Origin of the sequence: Streptomyces sp. NBC_00122, assembly GCF_045160845.1 — a bacterium.
In the GTDB taxonomy this organism is placed as follows: Bacteria; Actinomycetota; Actinomycetes; order Streptomycetales; family Streptomycetaceae; genus Streptomyces.
In genome coordinates this window covers 1,714,225-1,731,977 of sequence record NZ_CP108191.1, presented here as the reverse complement: position 1 = coordinate 1,731,977, position 17,753 = coordinate 1,714,225, and the positions used below count along the sequence as shown (strand labels likewise).

At 73.0% G+C, this 17,753-nt stretch carries 16 protein-coding genes and 1 riboswitch; of the genes, 6 read left to right on the top strand and 10 right to left on the bottom strand.

The genetic code is table 11. The annotated features are described in order from the left end of the window. Positions 1-123: 123 nt before the first annotated feature. On the bottom strand, positions 124-453 hold the full coding sequence (locus OG737_RS08160) for an antibiotic biosynthesis monooxygenase (protein ID WP_328925471.1): 330 nt from the start codon (positions 451-453) through the stop codon (positions 124-126). A 264-nt stretch (positions 454-717) separates the two neighbouring features. Beyond that, entirely contained in the window at positions 718-1,056 is a 339-nt protein-coding gene (locus OG737_RS08155) for a hypothetical protein (protein ID WP_328925470.1), read from the bottom strand. A 403-nt stretch (positions 1,057-1,459) separates the two neighbouring features. Here OG737_RS08155 and OG737_RS08150 point away from each other — a divergent pair, with 403 nt between their 5' ends. Then, positions 1,460-3,496, top strand: a complete 2,037-nt coding sequence (locus OG737_RS08150) for a bifunctional glycosyltransferase 87/phosphatase PAP2 family protein (RefSeq protein WP_405921356.1) — start codon at positions 1,460-1,462, stop codon at positions 3,494-3,496. Positions 3,497-3,554: 58 nt separating this feature from the next. Beyond that, positions 3,555-4,058 (top strand): hypothetical protein, encoded by a 504-nt coding sequence (locus OG737_RS08145; protein WP_328925468.1) that lies wholly within the window; start codon positions 3,555-3,557, stop codon positions 4,056-4,058. A 172-nt stretch (positions 4,059-4,230) separates the two neighbouring features. On the opposite strand, the gene OG737_RS08140 is transcribed toward OG737_RS08145, so the two are convergent. Continuing rightward, a complete protein-coding gene (locus OG737_RS08140; protein WP_328925467.1) occupies positions 4,231-5,475 on the bottom strand; it encodes a cytochrome P450 in 1,245 nt (414 codons plus the stop codon). A gap of 241 nt (positions 5,476-5,716) precedes the next feature. Between OG737_RS08140 and OG737_RS08135 the strand changes: the two genes are divergently transcribed. Then, positions 5,717-6,886, top strand: a complete 1,170-nt coding sequence (locus OG737_RS08135; protein WP_328925466.1) for a steroid 3-ketoacyl-CoA thiolase — start codon at positions 5,717-5,719, stop codon at positions 6,884-6,886. A gap of 162 nt (positions 6,887-7,048) precedes the next feature. Here OG737_RS08135 and OG737_RS08130 read toward each other — a convergent pair whose 3' ends face one another. The 7 genes from OG737_RS08130 to OG737_RS08100 all read right to left on the bottom strand — a co-directional run bounded on the left by OG737_RS08130 (position 7,049) and on the right by OG737_RS08100 (position 15,234). Then, positions 7,049-7,453, bottom strand: coding sequence for a transglycosylase SLT domain-containing protein (locus OG737_RS08130; RefSeq protein WP_328925465.1), 405 nt, complete (start codon positions 7,451-7,453; stop codon positions 7,049-7,051). 313 nt (positions 7,454-7,766) lie between these two features. Next, the gene (locus OG737_RS08125) at positions 7,767-8,729 is read right to left on the bottom strand and encodes an ECF transporter S component (RefSeq protein WP_328930258.1); all 963 of its coding nucleotides are present in this window, start codon (positions 8,727-8,729) and stop codon (positions 7,767-7,769) included. A gap of 8 nt (positions 8,730-8,737) precedes the next feature. Continuing rightward, positions 8,738-10,534, bottom strand: a complete 1,797-nt coding sequence (locus tag OG737_RS08120; protein ID WP_328925464.1) for an ATP-binding cassette domain-containing protein — start codon at positions 10,532-10,534, stop codon at positions 8,738-8,740. Then, entirely contained in the window at positions 10,531-11,679 is a 1,149-nt protein-coding gene (locus tag OG737_RS08115) for an energy-coupling factor transporter transmembrane protein EcfT (protein ID WP_405681426.1), read from the bottom strand. The genes OG737_RS08120 and OG737_RS08115 overlap by 4 nt, the downstream gene beginning before the upstream one ends. Positions 11,680-11,936: 257 nt before the next feature. Continuing rightward, a complete protein-coding gene (locus OG737_RS08110; RefSeq protein WP_328925462.1) occupies positions 11,937-12,620 on the bottom strand; it encodes an SCO2322 family protein in 684 nt (227 codons plus the stop codon). Continuing rightward, positions 12,620-13,882 (bottom strand): prenyltransferase/squalene oxidase repeat-containing protein, encoded by a 1,263-nt coding sequence (locus OG737_RS08105; protein WP_328925461.1) that lies wholly within the window; start codon positions 13,880-13,882, stop codon positions 12,620-12,622. The genes OG737_RS08110 and OG737_RS08105 overlap by 1 nt, the downstream gene beginning before the upstream one ends. 130 nt (positions 13,883-14,012) lie before the next feature. Further along, positions 14,013-14,093, bottom strand: a riboswitch (cobalamin riboswitch). A gap of 79 nt (positions 14,094-14,172) precedes the next feature. Next, positions 14,173-15,234 carry an MBL fold metallo-hydrolase gene (locus tag OG737_RS08100; protein WP_328925460.1) on the bottom strand — a complete coding sequence of 354 codons (1,062 nt, stop codon included), beginning with the start codon at positions 15,232-15,234 and terminating at the stop codon, positions 14,173-14,175. 186 nt (positions 15,235-15,420) lie between these two features. Here OG737_RS08100 and OG737_RS08095 point away from each other — a divergent pair, with 186 nt between their 5' ends. From OG737_RS08095 to OG737_RS08085, 3 genes are all read left to right on the top strand, one after another. Then, positions 15,421-16,884 carry an aldehyde dehydrogenase gene (locus OG737_RS08095; protein ID WP_328925459.1) on the top strand — a complete coding sequence of 488 codons (1,464 nt, stop codon included), beginning with the start codon at positions 15,421-15,423 and terminating at the stop codon, positions 16,882-16,884. After that, positions 16,884-17,117 carry a ferredoxin gene (locus OG737_RS08090; RefSeq protein WP_405921355.1) on the top strand — a complete coding sequence of 78 codons (234 nt, stop codon included), beginning with the start codon at positions 16,884-16,886 and terminating at the stop codon, positions 17,115-17,117. The genes OG737_RS08095 and OG737_RS08090 overlap by 1 nt, the downstream gene beginning before the upstream one ends. Positions 17,118-17,204: 87 nt before the next feature. After that, positions 17,205-17,738: a hypothetical protein gene (locus OG737_RS08085; RefSeq protein ID WP_405921354.1), complete on the top strand. Its 534-nt coding sequence runs from the start codon at positions 17,205-17,207 to the stop codon at positions 17,736-17,738. The last annotated feature ends 15 nt before the right edge of the window (positions 17,739-17,753 follow it).

Sequence of the window (17,753 nt, the reverse complement as noted above, 5' to 3'; positions counted from 1 at the left end):
GAGCCGGCGGGGAAGGCGGGGACAGGAAAGGCAGGAAAGGCAGGGAACGTGGGGTGGGTGGAGAGCCGGAGGCCCGGGGCGCGCGCCCCGGGCCTCCCGCCCGCGTCAGGTCTTCTTCCCGCGTCAGGCCTTCTTCGGCGCCGCCTGCTGCACGACCTCGAACGACCACACCGTGGACCCGGAAGCAGCCGGCTTCGGCCGCTCGCCGCCACCCGCCCCGCCCTGGTGAGCGGCCTTCATCGGTCCCTCCATCCACGCCTGGAAGTCCTCCTCGGACCGCCACCGCGTGTAGACGAGGTACTGGTCGGTGCCCTCGACGGGGCGCAGCAGCTCGAACCACTCGAACCCGTCCGAACTCTCCACGGCGCCCGCCCGCGAGGCGAAGCGCTGCTCCAGCACCTCCCGCTGCTCGGCGGGGACGGTCAGCGCGTTGATTTTTACGACGCTAGGCACATGACACCTCTCAGGAAACGCAGGCCGGGCACCGCACCTAGCCTTGACCACGTGCGAGCAGTCTCCTATATCCGGTTGGGCTGGTCGGCGTCGATGAGGTGTACGCGGCTGCGTGTTACGGGGTGGGTGGGCGCTGGGGCCGTGAGGCGGATGCGGGGACTGCGCCGCCCGCGACCGGCCCGCCCTCCGAGGTGCGCCGCCGTGCTCGGCGGAAACGTCGACCGTGCGAGGATTTCGGGGCGGGCGGCCCCGTTGTGATCCGGCCTATTCGTCCTTAACCGGAACGGTGATGTCGAGATTTCGGATCACGACGGTGTCCACCTCGGGTTTGACCGGGAAGTAGCCAGACACTTCGGTGTCGGTCAGTACCGGCGGCACCACGCCGTCCGGCTTCTCCTCGACCACCTTGAGAACAAGCTCGTTCGGCTGCGGGTTGATTCCCGGATCGTCTTTTTCCAGGTGCAACGTGAAGCCGATGGACGGGCAGGAGAGCTGCCCCGTGACGGTAACTCGCCGCCCCTCGGTGCCGTGCATGGTTGCGACCGCCGTGAAATGGTCTCTTGTCAGCTCACATTGAAGCGACTTCTTTTCCGCGGCGCTCATGGGTGCTCCCTGAGTGGGTTGGGTGCTGGGCTCATTCCGTTGCTCGGGCAGTTATTCGAGCCTCCCACTGTCGGCGCATCAACCATCAACCTCGAAATGCCGCCCAAGCGGCCATGGATGGGAGGTCGTTGAAGGTCCGATTGCCCGAAACGCTTCCAGTTTGTGCCGGTTTCCAGCCCATTGCCACTTTTGTCGAGCTCCGTCGACGCGCGGTACGCCATGGGGACCGCTCTTCACTACGTCAGCCACGTCACGCCAGGCTTGTTGATCTTCGCGATGCCCGTGCGGGCCACCCTGGGTATCCCGCGCGGGATATCGTCGTCCAGGTAATGGAACGGGGCACGAAACGCGGCAGCCAGGCAAAGTCAGGGTTGCGGTCAACAGGGCGGGAGGCCGGCGAGGCGTGGCTAACGCGGCAGAGCACAGCGGTGCGAACGGACATGCCGGAGTCATAGGCGGTAGCGGCAGGCTCGGGGCGGCACGCCTCCTCCTGTGGGCTCTGGCGGGCGCCCTCGCCGTCAGACAGGCCGCCGCCGTGCTGCGCGTCCCACCGGGCGAGTGGCTCAGCGGCTTCCACCTCCCCGGCGGCCTGCCCGGCTCGCTCTACGACGCCGGACAGTTCACCGGCACGCCGTTCGCCGGGCTGGTACTCAAGCCGCTCCTCGGCCTCGCCGCGCCGTCGCTGGAGCTCGCCTGGATCTGCGTGACGCTGCTGTTCGTCGCCGCCATCGGCCTGGTCGCCGCGCGCGGCCTGCCCGACCCCGTCCCGCGCCGCACCGCCCTGCTGGCCGCGCCCGTGCTGACCGCCCTGATGATGGTCTCGCTGCCCGTCCGCGAGGCCGCCTCGCCCGGCCGGACCGCCGTCCTGCCCGTGCTGCTGGTGCTGCTGGCCGTCTTCCGCGTGCCCGGCGAACGCCCGGCCGGTTTCCTCGTCGGCCTCGCCGCCGCCCTCCAGCCCGCGCTGCTGCTCTTCGCCCCGCTGCTGTGGCTCACCGGCCGCCGCGCCACGGCCAGGTCCGCCGCCGTGACCTTCGCCGGGGCCACCGCCCTGACCTGGGCGGCGATGCCCCGAGACTCCTGGACGTACTGGATCCAGCACCTGGCGGGCACCGGTCTCGGCGTCGCCCCCGACCACCTCGCCAACCAGTCCCTGCACGGCGCGCTGCTGCGCCTCGGTCTCACCGGACCCGTCGAGATCCTCCTGTACGTCGCCCTCGCGGCCGGCATCGCCTGGATCGGCCTGCGCCGCGCGGCCCGCTACGCCGCCGACGGGCAGCTGCTGCTCGCCGTCGCCGTCACCGGCTGCGTGGCCGTCGCCGTGTCCCCGACCGGCTGGCGCCACCAGCTGCTGTGGGTGCTGCTCGCCGTCGCGGGCAAGGTCGGGCGGCGCGCCGCCGACCGGCCCGTATGGCCGGTGGCCGTGGTCCTCGCCATGACCCTGCCGAGCGACGTGCTGCTGCCGAACCTGGCCGCGCTGGCCCCCGTACGCGACAACGTGCTGCTCCTCGCCGCGCTGGCCGCGGCCTGCGCGGTGCCGTTCCTGCCGCGCTCGTCGCCGTACTGGCGCGAACCCGTCCCGACGGCCTACGGGCGCCCCGCGGCCGCCCGGTGGTCGCGGGTGCCGCTACTGCCGTTCTGGCGGCGCGTGCTGTCCCGCCCCAACCTGCTGCTGGAACTCCTGCTGATACGGGTCGGCTACTCGCTCTACTCGCACATCAGGGCCGCGGCCCCCACCAGCCGCTCGCTCGCCGAGGGCAACGGCAGCCAGATCCACGGCATCGAGCGGGCGCTGGGCATCGACATCGAGCACGCCGTGAACCACGCCGTCGTGAACGCGCCCTGGCTGGAGGCGTTCTTCAACTTCTACTACACCTCCTTCCACTTCGTGGTCCCGCTGACGATCCTGGGCGTCCTGTACTGGCGCCGGCCGGGCGACTACCGCTGGGCGCGGGCCTCGCTGGGGCTGGCCACCGTGCTGGCGCTCATAGGGTTCTGGCTCTACCCGCTCGCGCCGCCGCGGCTGATGCCCGGCCTCGGCTTCATCGACACCGTCCACGGACCGCAGGACCTGGCCAATCCGTCGTACGGGGCCATGACCGCGATCTCCAACCAGTACGCGGCGATGCCCTCGCTGCACTTCGGCTGGTCGCTGTGGTGCGGGATCGTGATCGTGGTGCTCGCGCCGAAGGGCTGGCAGAAGCTGCTGGGGGCGCTGCATCCGCTGATCACGGTGTGCGCGATCGTCGCCACCGCCAACCATTGGGTGCTCGACGCGGTGGGCGGCGCGGTCGTCGTGGCCTCCGGATTCGGGCTCGTGTACGCGCTGTCCGGGCCGCGCCGGCTGCGTGCGAGCCTTCCCGGGCAGCGGACGGCCGGCCAGGACGCCGAGGGCGGCGAGGACCGGGAGCGGCGGCTCGACGTGCCGGCCCGGGCGAGGTAGGTACCGACGTGATCGCCGTCGCGCTGCGGGCGGGGCGGGTCGGTGCAAGCATCGGATCATGAGCACGCAGCGGACGGGGAACCCTCAGGCCGCCGGGCCCGATCGGCGCAAGTGGCTGGTGTTCGGCGGCCTGGCGCTGGGCGTGATGGTCGTGGCCTACTTCCTCATGGCCGAGACCGCCCCGCGCTGGTGGTCCCAGCGGGTGGGGGCCGCCGTCGGCGGCCGTCTCGGCACCGGGCTGCTGCTCGGGCTGGTGTTCGGCGTCGCCTGCACGCTGCTGCCCCTGATCGTGGCCTGGATCGGCCTGCGCACGCGGCGGCCCTGGAAGGCCACGGCCGGCTGGCTCGCCCTGGCGGTGGTCCTCGCCCTGCCGAACCTGTGGACGCTGAGCGTGGTGGTGGGCGCGGGCGGCGCCGCGCACGCCGGGCAGCGGGTCATGGACGTGGAGGCGCCGTGGTTCCGGGGCGCGACGCTGGCCGGCGCGATCGTGTCCGTGGTGGCGTTCGCCGGGTTCGTGTTCTACACCCGGCGGCGCGTCCGCCCGGACAAGCGGGTGGCCTGAGCAGGCCGAAGGGGCGCCGGGGCACAGCTGCCCCGGCGCCCCTTCGGCTGGATCGCCGCTGTCAGTCAGGATCGCCCCGCTCGGGCCGGTCCGCCACCCGAGCGGGTGCGGACCAGCGGACGGCAGGGGCCGGGCGTGGGGGGACGTGGCCCCTGCCGTCCTGGGTCACGGGTCAGCCGTGGCTGACCCGGAGCTCCTTGATGCCGTTGAGCCAGGCCGCGCGCAGGCGGCGCGGGCCCTCGCCGGCCAGGCGGAGGCCGGGCAGGGTGTCGGCCAGGGCGTTGAAGATCAGGTCGATCTCCATGATGGCCAGGGACTTGCCGAGGCAGAAGTGCGGCCCGCCGCCGCCGAAGCCGAGGTGGGGGTTCGGGTCGCGGGTGATGTCGAAGGCGTCGGGGTTCTCGAAGACCTCGGGGTCGTGGTTGGCGGAGGAGTAGAAGAGCCCCACCCGGTCGCCCGCCTTGATCTTCTGGCCGCCCAGCTCCGTGTCCTGCGTGGCGGTGCGCTGGAAGGACACCACCGGGGTGGCCCAGCGCACGATCTCCTCCGCCGCCGTCGACGGACGCGTCGCCTTGTACAGCTCCCACTGGTCGGGGTGGGTCAGGAAGGCGTGCATGCCGTGACTGATGGCGTTGCGCGTGGTCTCGTTGCCCGCGACCGCCAGCAGCAGCACGAACATGCCGAACTCGTCGGAGCCGAGGTTGCCCTGGCCCTCGGCCGCCACCAGCTGCGTCACGATGTCCTTGGCCGGGCACTCCTTGCGCTCGGCGGACAGGTTCATCGCGTAGCCGATGAGCTCCATCGCCGCTTCGGCGCCGACCGCCTCGGTGATCGCGTACTCCGGGTCGTCGTAGGCGATCATCTTGTTCGACCAGTCGAAGATCTTGGCGCGGTCCTTCTGCGGTACGCCGATCAGCTCCGCGATCGCCTGGAGCGGGAGCTCGCACGCCACCTGCGTGACGAAGTCGAAGCTGCCGTCGCCCGAGACGGCCGCCGCCTCCGTGACGATCTTCCGGGCCCGGTCGCGCAGGGCCTCCTCCAGGCCGCGGATGGCTCGCGGGGTGAAGCCGCGCTGCACGATCTGGCGTACGCGCGTGTGCTCCGGCGGATCCATGTTCAGCATGATCAGCCGCTGGGCATCTATCTGCTCACGCTGGATGTGCTCGTTGAAGCGGATGATCGCCGTGTTCGTGGTGGAGGAGAAGAGCTCCGGGTGCGTGGAGACGTACTTGACGTCCGCGTGCCGGGTCACGGCCCAGTAGCCGTCGTCGTCGAAGCCGGTGATGCCCCGCCGCTGCGGACACCACCACACGGGTGCGGTCTGCCGCAGTCGTGCGAACTCCGGCAGCGGGACCCGGCTTTGGAGCAGGTCGGGGTCGGTGGCGTCGAAGCCTTCGGGCAGCGCGGGGCATGACATCGGGCGACTCCAAAGTCTGACGGCCCATCAGAAGGTGGCTTGAAGGTAGTAACGAGTTCTAGAAGTGACAAGGGTCGGAGCGCCAACTGTTGCGTGTGGAATCCGTGCAGGGCACGTGCAAGACCCTTGCGTGACGGGGTGTGAGGTCATAAGACTGCGGGGAGAAGTAGAACGCGTACTAGTTCGGGCGGGGCGCCGGGACGGCCCGCCGCGCCGGCACTGTGCAGGAGAGGACGAGCTCATGGCCGCGGAACCCGTCATCGTCGAAGCTGTACGCACCCCCATCGGCAAGCGCGGGGGCGCGCTCGCCAACCTCCATCCCGCTTACCTGCTCGGCGAGACCTACCGCGAACTGCTGGCCCGTACCGGAATCCAGCCCGACTGCGTCGAGCAGATCGTCGGCGGCACCGTCACGCACGCCGGCGAGCAGTCGATGAACCCCGCCCGCAACGCCTGGCTCGCCATGGGGCTCCCGTACGAGACCGCCGCGACCACCGTGGACTGTCAGTGCGGCAGCTCCCAGCAGGCCAACCACATGGTCGCCAACATGATCTCCGGCGGGGTCATGGACATCGGCATCGCCTGCGGCGTCGAGGCCATGAGCCGCGTACCGCTGGGCTCCGGATCCAAGCACGGCCCGGGCAAGCCCTTCCCGGACGAGTGGAACGTCGACCTCCCGAACCAGTTCGAGGCCGCCGAGCGCATCGCCCGCCGCCGGGGCCTGACCCGCGAGGACGTCGACGGGCTCGGGGTGCTCTCCCAGGAGCGGGCCGCCACCGCATGGGCCGAGGAGCGCTTCAAGCGCGAGACCTTCGCCGTGCAGGTGCCGACGACGGAGGAGGAGCAGGCCGCCGGACAGGGCATGTGGCGGCTCGTCGACCGCGACGAAGGGCTGCGCGACACCAGCATGGAGGGCCTGGCCCGGCTCAAGCCGGTCATGCCGACCGCCGTGCACACCGCCGGGAACTCCTCGCAGATATCCGACGGGGCCGCCGCCGTGATGTGGGCCTCGCGCAAGATGGCCCGCGCCCTCAAGCTCAGGCCGCGCGCCCGGATCGTCGCCCAGACCCTGGTCGGCGCCGACCCCCACTACCACCTGGACGGACCGATCGACGCGACGCGGGCCGTGCTCGGCAAGGCCGGGATGTCCCTGAAGGACATCGATCTGGTCGAGATCAACGAGGCGTTTGCCTCGGTCGTCCTCAGCTGGGCCCAGGTCTTCGAGCAGGACCTGGAGAAGGTCAACGTCAACGGCGGCGGCATCGCGCTCGGCCACCCCGTCGGCGCCACCGGCGCCCGGCTGATCACCACCGCGCTGCACGAGCTGGAACGCCGGGACAAGGAATTCGCGCTGATCACCATGTGCGCCGGCGGCGCGCTGGCGACCGGAACGATCATCCAGCGCCTGTGAAGCGGCCTGTGGCACCGTCTGCGGCACCGCCTGTGACACCGACTGCGGGCCTCGCGTGCAGGCGCCTTTGAACCCTGTGGGATGGGATGCAGAAGGCCCCGGTGGCCGGACCTGGGGAGGCCGGCCACCGGGGCCTTCGTATGTCTGCTGTCCGCTGGTGGCTTAGTACCAGTGGTTGGCCTGCCAGAAGTTCCAGGCGTCGACCGGGCTGCCGTAGCGGGAGTTCATGTAGTCCAGGCCCCACTTGATCTGGGTGGCCGGGTTGGTCTTCCAGTCCGAGCCCGCGGAGGACATCTTCGACGCCGGCAGAGCCTGGACCAGGCCGTACGCGCCGGAGGAAGAGTTGGTCGCGGTGTAGTCCCAACCGCTCTCGTGCGAGACGATCTTGTCGAAGGCGGCGAACTGGGCCGGGTCCTTGATCATCTGCTGAGCGATCGCCTTGGCACCCGTCGGGGCGGCCTGCGCGGGAACCGCGGCCAGCATGGAACCGGCGACACCCAGGGCGACGACGGTACCCGCGAGGGACTTCTTGGAAGCGGCGATGCGGCGGATGACAGCGTTGGACACGGATGAACCTTCCGAAGGGAACAAGGGCAGTCGCGGCATGCCGAAGACATGCGTGAGCCACTCACGCGGAGGAGAGGGGTTCGTCGGCGGGAGGTGAAGTACCCCTGCCGCCTTGCGACTCATCCAGTTCTACAGACCCCCCGGAGCCCTGGCAAAGAGCCCGCTTACTAGTGGCCCTCGCAGCAGGGGTGGGGCGTCCGCCCTCGGGGGAGACGGGTATCCCTGCAGGTGGGAGCCGCTATCAGGGGGGTGAAATGTCCTGGATAAAGGCTACTATCCTGATTCGTATGTGACGTGGGCCCTATGGGGCGGGTCACCGCCGAGGGGTCCGGATCTCACCCTTTGTGGCCGTTCGTATCCCTTCAAGGGTTGCAGTCGGGGCGGCTTCCGGTCCCGATGCGAAGGCGACGGGCGCGTCGAAGGCCGCCTTCCGGGTCGCCCGCCGCAGGGCCTTCAGCAGTGTGGCGCCGAGCGTGAGCGTCAGTACGACGGTGAGCGCGGCCCGGCCCAGGTCCCAGCCCACCGACGTCGCCAGGCAGTACGCGGCGAAGCGCGTCAGGTTCGCCGCCACCGGCTCACCGGGGTGGAAGGAGATGCCCTGCCCCATGCCCTGAAGGATCACCCAGCCCTGCAGGTTCATGACCGTGCCGTACGCGAACGAACCCGCGAAGCCGTACGCCGCCAGCATCAGGAGCTCCGCCCGGCCCCGGATCCTCCCCCAAGCTCTCGGCTTCGCTCGAGCAGGGGGGACCCCCATCGCGCCGGGCAGCAGCCCGGCGCCCAGCGAGAACCAGCCCATGGCCAGCATCTGGAACGGCATCCACGGCCCGACCCCCCCGGTGAGCAGAGCCGACGCGAACATCGTCACCGAGCCGAGCACGAAGCCGAAGCCGGGGCCGAGGACGCGGCCGCTGAGCACCATCAGGAAGAACATGGGCTCCAGGCCGGCCGTGCCCGCGCCCAGCGGCCGCAGCGCTGCTCCGACGGCCGCGAGCACGCCGAGCATCGCCACCGCCTTGGCGTCCATGCCGTTGTCGGCGATGGTCGCGACGACGACGGCGACGAGCAGGGGCAGGAGTGCGGCGAAGAGCCAGGGGGCGTCCTGCGAATGCGCGAGACCGGACTGCCGGTCGGCGAGGAGCGGCCAGCCGAAGGCCGCGATGCCGATGAGGGTGACGAGGACCAGGGCGGCGGCGGCCCGCGGGCCGATCCGGACGGGGCGGGTCACGGGGCCGGGCGCGGTGCGGGCGACGGGGCCGGTCGCGGGGCGGGTCACGGGGCCGGTCACGGGGTGTCCGCCGCGGCCAGGGCTTCGGCGACCTGGCCCACCGTGAGCCAGTGGCCGGGCGCCAGGATCTTCGCCACCTGCGGCGCGAAGGCGGGCGAGGAGACGACGACCTCGGCGGTCGGGCCGTCCGCGACGATCTCCCCGCCGGCCAGCACGACCACGCGGTGGGCGAGCTCGGCGGCGAGCTCCACGTCGTGCGTGGCCAGGACGATGGCATGGCCCTGCGCGGCGAGCGCGCGGAGGATCTCGATCAGGCGGGCCTTGGCGGCGTAGTCCAGACCGCGGGTGGGCTCGTCGAGGAGCAGCAGGGAGGGCCGGCCGGTGAGGACCAGCGCGAGGGCGAGGGCCAGGCGCTGGCCCTCGGACAGATCGCGGGGATGGGTGTCGTCGGGGACGTCCGGGAGCAGATCGCAGACCAGGTCCCGGCAGGTACCGGGGGCCGCGCCCGCGTCGGAGTCGGCGGCGGCGCACTCGGCGGCCACCGTGTCGGCGTAGAGGAGGTCGCGGGGTTCCTGCGGGACGAGGCCGACGCGGCGGACCATCTCGGCGGGGGCCGTGCGGTGGGGGGTGCGGCCGCCGACGGTCACCTGGCCGGTGGTGGGGGCGAGGGTGCCGACCAGGGCCGAGAGCAGGGTGGACTTGCCGGCGCCGTTGCGGCCCATGAGGGCCACGGTTTCGCCGGCCGCCACCGCGAGGTCGATCCCCCGCAGGACTTCGGCGCGGCCGCGGCGCACACCGAGGTTGCGGGCCTCGGCGACCTTGTCGGCTGCCGCCGGGGCGGGATCGGGGTCGGGGGCCGGCTTGCTCCGGCGGAGCAGGCGCGTCAGCAGCCCGGAGGCTGCGCCGCTGGGGGCTCCGCCACCGGACCCCCGCGCATCGATCTCCCCCGGACTCCGTCCGGGGGCGCCCCCAGGCGGGGCTGGATCTGGCTCGCGTCGGCCGCCGGGGTCCGGGGCCGGGCCCTGCGCCCCGGCCGCAGCCGACAGGCGGGATTTCAGCGGGGCGGACAGGCGGCGGGCGTCGCGGATCGAGAGGGGGAGCGGGGACCAGCCCGCGAGGCGGCCCAGGGAGACCACCGGGGGGTGGACCGGGGAGACGGCCATGATCTCCGCCGGGGTGCCGAGGACCGGGGCCGCGCCCGGCGAGGGAAGGAGCAGCACCTGGTCGGCGTACTGGACCACCCGCTCCAGCCGGTGCTCCGCCATCAGGACGGTGGTGCCGAGGTCGTGGACCAGGCGCTGGAGGACCGCCAGGACCTCCTCCGCCGCCGCCGGGTCGAGGGCCGAGGTGGGTTCGTCCAGGACCAGGACCTTCGGGTGCGGGGTCAGGACCGAGCCGATCGCGACCCGCTGCTGCTGCCCGCCGGACAACGTCGCGATGGGGCGGTCGCGCAGTTCGTTCAGGCCCAGCAGGTCGAGGGTCTCCTCGACTCGGCGGCGCATCACCGCAGGTGGCAGGCCAAGGGACTCCATCCCGTAGGCCAGCTCGTCCTCGACGACATCCGTCACGAAGTGCGCCAGGGGGTCCTGGCCGACCGTACCCACCACGTCCGCGAGCTCCCGCGGCTTGTGCGTACGGGTGTCACGGCCCGCGACCGTCACCCGGCCCCGGAGCGTGCCCCCGGTGAAGTGCGGGACCAGACCGCAGACCGCACCCAGCAGGGTGGACTTGCCGACCCCCGACGGCCCGACCAGCAGCGTCAGCTCGCCCTCGGGGATCTCCAGGTCGACGCCCTGGAGGGACGGGCCCGCCGCGCCCTCGTACGTGACCGAGACCTGCTCGAAGCGGATCACAACGACGCCTCCTTGGGCGGTACGGGTGCCACGACCGCGGGCAGCAGGCCGATCAGGATCGCGGCCGCCGGCCACAGCGGCAGCGAGGGCGCGACCAGCGGGACCACACCCGGGCTCAGGGCCTCGGGGTCGCGGGTGCCCGCGTAGACGAGGAGGGCGGCGACGGCCGCGCCCGACCCGGCGACCAGCCACGCGCGCGTCCCCCAGCGGTCGGGCCGGTAGCGGGTCCGCACCGACCGGCGCCCGCCGAGGCGCAGGCCGGCGAGGGCCATCGCCAGGCCGATGCCGAGCACGGGGAGTCCGTACGCGGCCCCCTGCGCGGCGAGCAGTCCGTAGGTGCCCGCGCACATGCCGAGCAGGCCGCCGAGGGTGAGGACGTTGGTCGTGTGCCGGACGGCGGGCGGGACCTGCGCGGTGCGCCCGTACCCCCGCGCGTCCATCGACGCGGCCGTGGCGACGGAACGTTCGAGGGCGCCTTCGAGGACCGGGAGGCCGATCTGGAGGACGGCCCTCACCCCGCCGGTGGGGCGGCCGCGCAGCCGGCGGGCCGTCCGCAGGCGGGCGACGTCGGCGACCATGTTCGGCGCGAAGGTCATCGCGACGACGACGGCGACCCCCGCCTCGTAGAGGGCGGCCGGGAGGGACTTCAGGAGCCGGGCCGGGTTGGCGAGGGCGTTCGCGGCGCCCACGCAGACGAGCAGGGCGGCCAGCTTGGCGCCGTCGTAGAAGGCGAAGACCAGCTGCTCGGCGGTGACCTTGCCGCCGAAGCGGATGCCCTGGGCCCAGGCCGGGAGGGGGACCTCCGGGAGGACGAACAGGACGTGCGAGCCGGGGATGGGGGAGCCGAGGAGCATGGAGAAGAGGAGGCGCAGGCCGATGACGACGAGGCCCAGCTTGAGGAAGGCCCCGTAGGAACGGGCCCAGGGGGCGGAGGTCCGGCGGGCCGCGACCACGTAGCCGGCGACGCCGACGATCAGGCCGAGGAGCAGGGGGTTCGTGGTGCGGGAGGCCGCTGTGGCGAGGCCGAGGGCCCAGAGCCACCAGGCTCCCGCGTGCAGGGCCGTGGCCCGGTCGGCCCGGGGTGCCTCCCAGCGCCTTCGGCGGTCGTACGAGGGCCCGTGCGCGGGATCCGGCGCCGAGGGCAGGCTCCGCCGGGCCGGGGTCACGTCGCCGGGTGCGGCTCCGGTGGGGGTGCGCCCGGCCTCCGGCCGGGCGCGGTACCCATCCGCACCACCCGTGCGGCTCGCACTCCGGCTGCGGGTGGCTCCGGTGGGTGCCTGAGCGCCACCGGCGTCCGCCCCACCGTTACGCGGCCCGGCGAGCCGGGGCGTGCGCGGGGCCGGCCCCGCGCCGAGAGACGGCCCGGCTTCCGGCGGGTCCGGCATGACCGTGTCGTCGGAGGTCATCGGGTGCGGCGGCGGGACTGCCAGACGGCGGCCGCGGCCAGGGCGGCCACCGCCGCGATGCCCGCCAGGAGGCCCGCCGACGGGCCGCCGTCCTTCTTCTCACCGTCACCCTTCGCACCGCCGGCCACGGGCTCACCGCCGGCCACGGGCTCGGCCGGGGCGTCCGGCATCGGCTCGCCGCAGCCCTGCCCCGGATAGCCCGAGACCGCGCACAACAGCGCCGCGCTGTTGTAGCGCAGCGGTTTGGCGACCGCCGCCAGCGCCTCGGCCGCCGTGGCCTCCGGGGCCACCTGCGCGCAGGCCGTGCGCGGCTCCGGCTGCGGCGGGGCGTCGCCCGCCGGGGCGTCCGCCGGGACGCCGAAGTCGATGACCAGCGCCACCCGCTTCCTCCCCTCGGCCGCCGGGGTCGCCGCGCAGATCGCCGTGAAGTCCGCCGCCGCCCGCGGCTGCGCCGCCTCGGCCGCCGCGTCCTTGCTCACCGCGAAGCGGAAGCCCTGCACCGAGCCGTCCGCCGGACGGGCCGTCGAGGGGCCCATGGAGGCGTACGCCCACCGGCCGCCCGCGCCGTCCCAGAACGACCAGTAGCGGTAGCTCGAAGCCAGGGCCGGGGTGGCGGCCAGCACGGCCAGCACGATCCCGAGGGTGAGGGCCAGGGCGAGCGGAGGGCGGCGGCGGGGCATCAGAGCTGGTTCTTCTTGCGGCGGCCGCTCAGCAGGATGCCGATGCCCATGCCGGCCGCGGCGCCCGCGCCGACGATCCACCAGAGGTTCTGGCCGCCGGAGGGCTCGTCCTTGTCACTGTCCACCCCGGTCGCGGAGGTGTCCGCGCCCTGCGGGGCCGGGCCCGTCGCGTTCAGCGCCGCCACCAGGTCGGTGCCGCCGAAGGACTTCGGGTCGGTGCCCGTCGCGTGTGCGGCCAGGATCAGCGTGCCGAGACCCGCCGGGCTGCCCTTCGACCACTGCGCCGAGTTGGCCCTGAGCCATTCCAGCGCGCCCGCCGCCGACTGCTTGTGCCCGGCCGCGGCCAGGGCGATCACCGCGTCGGCGGTGTTGCCGGTGTCCGGGGTCGGCTGGTCCGCTCCCGGAGTGACGGCCGTGAGGTGGCCGTCCTTCTTGAGGGCCTCGGCCAGGTAGCCGGCCGCGCCCTGGGCGGCGGCCACCGGGTCGGCGGCGTCCGCCGGGCAGGCCAGTGCCGCCGCGGGGGTGTCCGTGGTGGCGGGCGCGACGGCCGCGCTCTTGCCGAGGCCGGCCAGCGCGGCGGCGGCCGTGGCATCGGCGTTGGCGAGCAGCTTGCCTTCGACCGGCTGGAAGGCGAAGGCGCCCCGGTCGGCGGCGGGCTCGGCGGAGCAGCCCAGCCGGAAGGCGAGCAGCGCCTCGTACGCCGACTTGCCCGCCTTCGACTTGACCTCGGCCGGCTTCTCCCCGGCCGCCACCAGGGCGCTGATCACGATGCCGGTCGAGTTGGCGTCCGTACCGGTGTCCATGGCGCCGCCGGGGTTGCTGCTCCAGCCGCCGTCCTCGTTCTGTACGGACTTCAGCCAGCCGACGGCCTTCTTCACCGTCTCGTCGTGGCCGCCGAGCGCGGCCAGCGCCTGCACGGCGGCCGCGGTGGCGTTGGAGTCGATGTACGTCGAGGCGTCGCACGCCTTGGCGGTGTCCGCGCGGAAGGAGGGGAAGGAGCCGTTCGCGCAACTCTGGCCGGTCAGCCAGTCCACGGCCTGCGCGGCGGGCTTGACGCCGACGGTGTGCTGGGCGAGCAGCGCGAAGGACTGCCGCCACACGCCGTCGTACGTCGGGTCGTTCTTGCCGTAGAGCCCGGACGGGATGACCGGCGGCGCGGAGGGGGAGGCGGGCGGCGCGGTGTCGGCGAGGGCTGCGGGGGCGGCGCCCACGCAGAGCACGGCGGAGGCGGCGAGCGCGGCGGCGCTGCGGCGGACGATCATGGGGGGCGGGTGCCTCTCCTGCTGGGGAACTGGAGGCAGGCACGCTCAGGCACCGGGCTCCGGCTCCGTTTACCTCGACGGTGCCGGCCGCCGGAGGCCCCGGCGGCACGAGCCGCGCACTTCCGGTACGGGGCATTCCGGCTCCCCGCCCCAGCGGTGCCGAGGGCGGGTCACGGTTGCGGGTCAGCGCCGGAATCGCACCGGCTTCCCCCCGTACGGAGGTGTGGACGACGGGTTCACTCTACCGGCCCGTAACCCTCCCGCCCGGGGGCGTCGACCACCCGAGCCCCTTACAGGGCCCGGTACGTCACGGGGTCGGTCCCCGGGACCGCCTCCGCGCGGCCCTGCTTCACCAGTCGCCGCAGGTGGGCCTCCGCCTCCGAGACGGCGATGTTGCGGGAGCCGTACGGGATCTGCTCCCAGGGCCGGTTCCACTCCATCCGCTCCGCCAGTGCCCACGGGGTCAGCGGTTCGGCGAGCAGCGCCCACAGCCCCGTGAGTCGTTCCTCGTGGTGGTCGAGGAGTTCCCGTACGCGGGCGGGGGCGTCGGTGAAGGCGTGCTGGTGGGCCGGGAGCACCTCGGCCGGGCCCAGGCGCCCGATGCGTTCGAGGGAGTCGAGGTAGTCCCCGAGGGGGTCGGTGGCGCGGGTGTCCTCGGGGGCCTCGTACAGGCCGATGTGGGGGGAGATCCCGGGCAGCAGGTGGTCGCCGGAGAAGAGGCGGCCGTTGCCGGGGAGGTTCGCCGGGTGCTGTTCCTCCAGGTGCAGGCAGACGTGGCCGGGGGTGTGGCCGGGGGTCCAGATCGCGCGCAGCCGGCGTCCGGCGAGGGGGAGCAGCTCGGCGGGGACGATCTCCCGGTCGGGGACGGCGGCGTGCAGGCCGGGCAGGGTCCGCATGCGGCCGCTCGTGCGGGCGGCGCGGAGCGGGGCGAGGTGCTCCTCGGGGGCTCCGGCGGCCGCGAGCTTCTCGCTCATGTAGTCGAACCAGACGCCCGGTTCGGCGGACCGGGTCCGTATGACGACCTCGGTGTCGGCGGCGTGCATGGCGATCCAGGCTCCGGACGCGGCGCGGACCTGGCCGGACAGGCCGTGGTGGTCGGGGTGGTGGTGGGTGATGACGACGCCGTGGACGTCGGCGACGGCGATGCCGAGCGCGGCGAGGCCGGCGGCGAGGGTGTCCCAGGATTCGGGGTCGTCCCAGCCGGTGTCGACGAGGACCGGGCCGCGGTCGGTGTCGAGGACGTGGACGAGGGTGTGCCCGAGGGGGTTGTCGGGGATGGGGACCTTGATCGCCCACACTCCTCCGCCGTGGTCGGTCACTTGTGGCGTGTCCTGCGGCGTGTCCTGTGACATGAGACCCCCTGCTCCCGACTGCTCCCGAACCGAACGAGAACTTGTTTCAGTAGTAGCCCAAGTCGACCACCTCCAGGCCTTTCTGACTAGTCGTTGGATCTTCCGGGCTGTTCTGTCCCGGCCGTGGACTCCTGTAACTAGAACTGGTATCAGTTCTGGGACCCCAAGCCGCAGGAGGCATCAGCCATGACCGAGCTCGTGGAACACGGACAACTGTTCATCGGCGGGGAGTGGACGGATCCGCTGGGCACCGACACGATCCAGGTCGTCTCCCCCCACACCGAGCAGGTCATCGGCTCCGTCCCGCACGCCTCGAAGGCCGACGTCGACCGGGCGGTCGCCGCCGCGCGCAAGGCGTTCGACGAGGGTCCCTGGCCGCGGATGTCGCTCGACGAACGCGTCGCCGTCGTCTCCCGGATCAAGGACGCCATAGCCGTCCGGCACGAGGAGATCGCCCGTTCGATCAGCTCCCAGAACGGATCCCCGTACTCCTGGAGCGTCCTCGCCCAGGCGCTCGGCCCGATGATGGTCTACGACGCCGCGATCACCGTCGCGCGCGCCTACCCGTACGAGGAGCGCCGCCAGGGCGTCCTCGGACCGATCCTGGTGCGCCGCGAGCCGGTCGGGGTCGTCGCGGCCGTCATCCCGTGGAACGTGCCGCAGTTCGTGGCCGCCGCCAAGCTCGCGCCCGCGCTGCTCTCCGGCTCGACGGTGATCCTCAAGCCTTCCCCGGAGTCCCCGCTCGACTCGTACATCCTCGCCGACATCGCGCGCGAGGCCGGGGTGCCGGAGGGCGTGCTGTCGATCCTGCCCGCCGACCGCGAGGTCAGCGAGTACCTGGTCGGCCACCCCGGCATCGACAAGGTCGCCTTCACCGGCTCGGTCGCCGCGGGCAGGCGCGTGATGGAGGTCGCCGCGCGCAACCTCACCCGGGTCACCCTCGAACTCGGCGGCAAGTCGGCCGCCGTGATCCTGCCCGACGCCGATCTGGACACCACCATCGCCGGGATCGTGCCCGCGGCCTGGATGAACAACGGCCAGGCGTGCGTGGCCCAGACCCGCGTCCTCGCGCCGCGCAGCCGCTACGAGGAGGTGGCCGAGGCCCTCGCGGCGGCGGCCGGCTCCCTGGTGGTCGGCGACCCGCTCGACCCGGCGACGCAGCTCGGCCCGCTCGTGGCCCGGCGCCAGCAGCAGCGCTCCCTGGACTACATCCGCATCGGCCAGGAGGAGGGCGCCAAGGTCCTGGCCGGCGGCGGCCGCCCGGCGGGCCTGGAGCGGGGCTGGTACGTGGAGCCCACCCTCTTCGGCGACGTGGACAACTCCATGCGGATCGCCCGCGAGGAGATCTTCGGCCCGGTCGTCTGCCTGATCCCGTACGGGGACGAGGCGGAGGCGGTACGGGTGGCCAACGACTCGGAGTTCGGCCTGAGCGGCAGCGTCTGGACGGCCGACGTCGAGCACGGCGTCGACTTCGGCCGGCAGGTCCGGACGGGCACCTTCAACGTGAACACCTTCAGCCTGGACATGCTCGGCCCGTTCGGCGGCTACAAGAACAGCGGCGTGGGCCGGGAGTTCGGCCCCGAGGGCCTGGGCGAGTACCTGGAGCACAAGATGATCCACCTGCCGGCGGGTTACGAGGCGGGTGCCTGATGGGCGACCGCTGGCAGGTCGAGGTGGACCGGGGGGTCTGCATCGGCTCGGGCATGTGCGTGAACCACGCCCCGGAGGGCTTCGCCCTCGACTCCGCCCGGCAGTCGCACCCGCGCACCCCGGAAACCGACGCGAACGAGCCGGTCCTGACGGCGGCGGAGGGCTGCCCGGTCGAGGCCATCATGATCACCCTGGCCGCGACCGGCGAACAGGTCTTCCCGCCGGAGGAGTAAATCCGTTCAGGGTCGCGACGGCGGAGTGTGACACTTCTGCGGGGCCACCGGGCGATCCGGCCCGGGGCCTTCGCGGGGGGAAGCGACGTGAGCAGGATCAAATGGGCGGCGGCGTCGGCCGGGGTGGCGGGCGTCCTCGTGGCCGCGGGGCTGAGCGACCGGGAGTTCGGCAAGGACGCGGGGAACGGCTGGGTACGGGAGGCGTCTGCGTCCCCCGCGCCCGCCCCGGCGGGAGCGGATCCGTCGCGGCCGATGGTGGACGCGCAGTTCGAGGCCGTCCTCACCTCGGCAAGAGCCGGTGGACGGCCCATGTCGCGGAAGGACCGCGAGGAGGAGTTCGGCCTCGGCGCCGAGTGCGCGGTGAGCTGGGACGCTCACGACCTGATCACGCCGGAGAGGCTGCGGGACGTCGTGGTGGGCCTGAACGCCCGCGGCTGGGCGACCACCGCCCACAGGGAGCGCCCGTACGGGCTCGCCATGACCAACGGATCGTGGGAGCTGGTGCTCATCAACTACAAGTCCCGCAACGACCAGCGCCTGTCCCTCGTGGCCCTGCACCACGACGCGACCTGCGACGCGGCGTTCGACGGGGCGCATCCGCCGGGGACGACGGACGCGTAGGGACGGCGGTGGGGG